At 62.2% G+C, this 217-nt stretch carries 1 pseudogene; it reads right to left on the reverse strand.

Annotated elements, in window-relative coordinates:
* Positions 1–217, reverse strand: a pseudogene (locus AF337_RS16655) (hypothetical protein); the annotation flags it as partial.

Genomic DNA, 217 nt, shown 5'->3' on the forward strand with positions numbered 1-217 from the left:
CATACCGGATCTCGCACATCAAGCCAGCGCAGCCACATGCCCATGTTGCGCCTGGCATCGGCCGTGGCGGCAATCTCCTGGCGCTCGATGAGGCTATCGGACAGGACCATCGGAACCGGCCGGCCGTCCCACCCCTTGGCCAGAACCATTGCAGGGCCATAGGCAAGAGGCTGCGAGTTGCTCTCATTGCCGACCGTATTATAGAACGTATCGCGGG

This window comes from Rhizobium ecuadorense, assembly GCF_001187535.1.
GTDB lineage: Bacteria > Pseudomonadota > Alphaproteobacteria > Rhizobiales > Rhizobiaceae > Rhizobium > Rhizobium ecuadorense.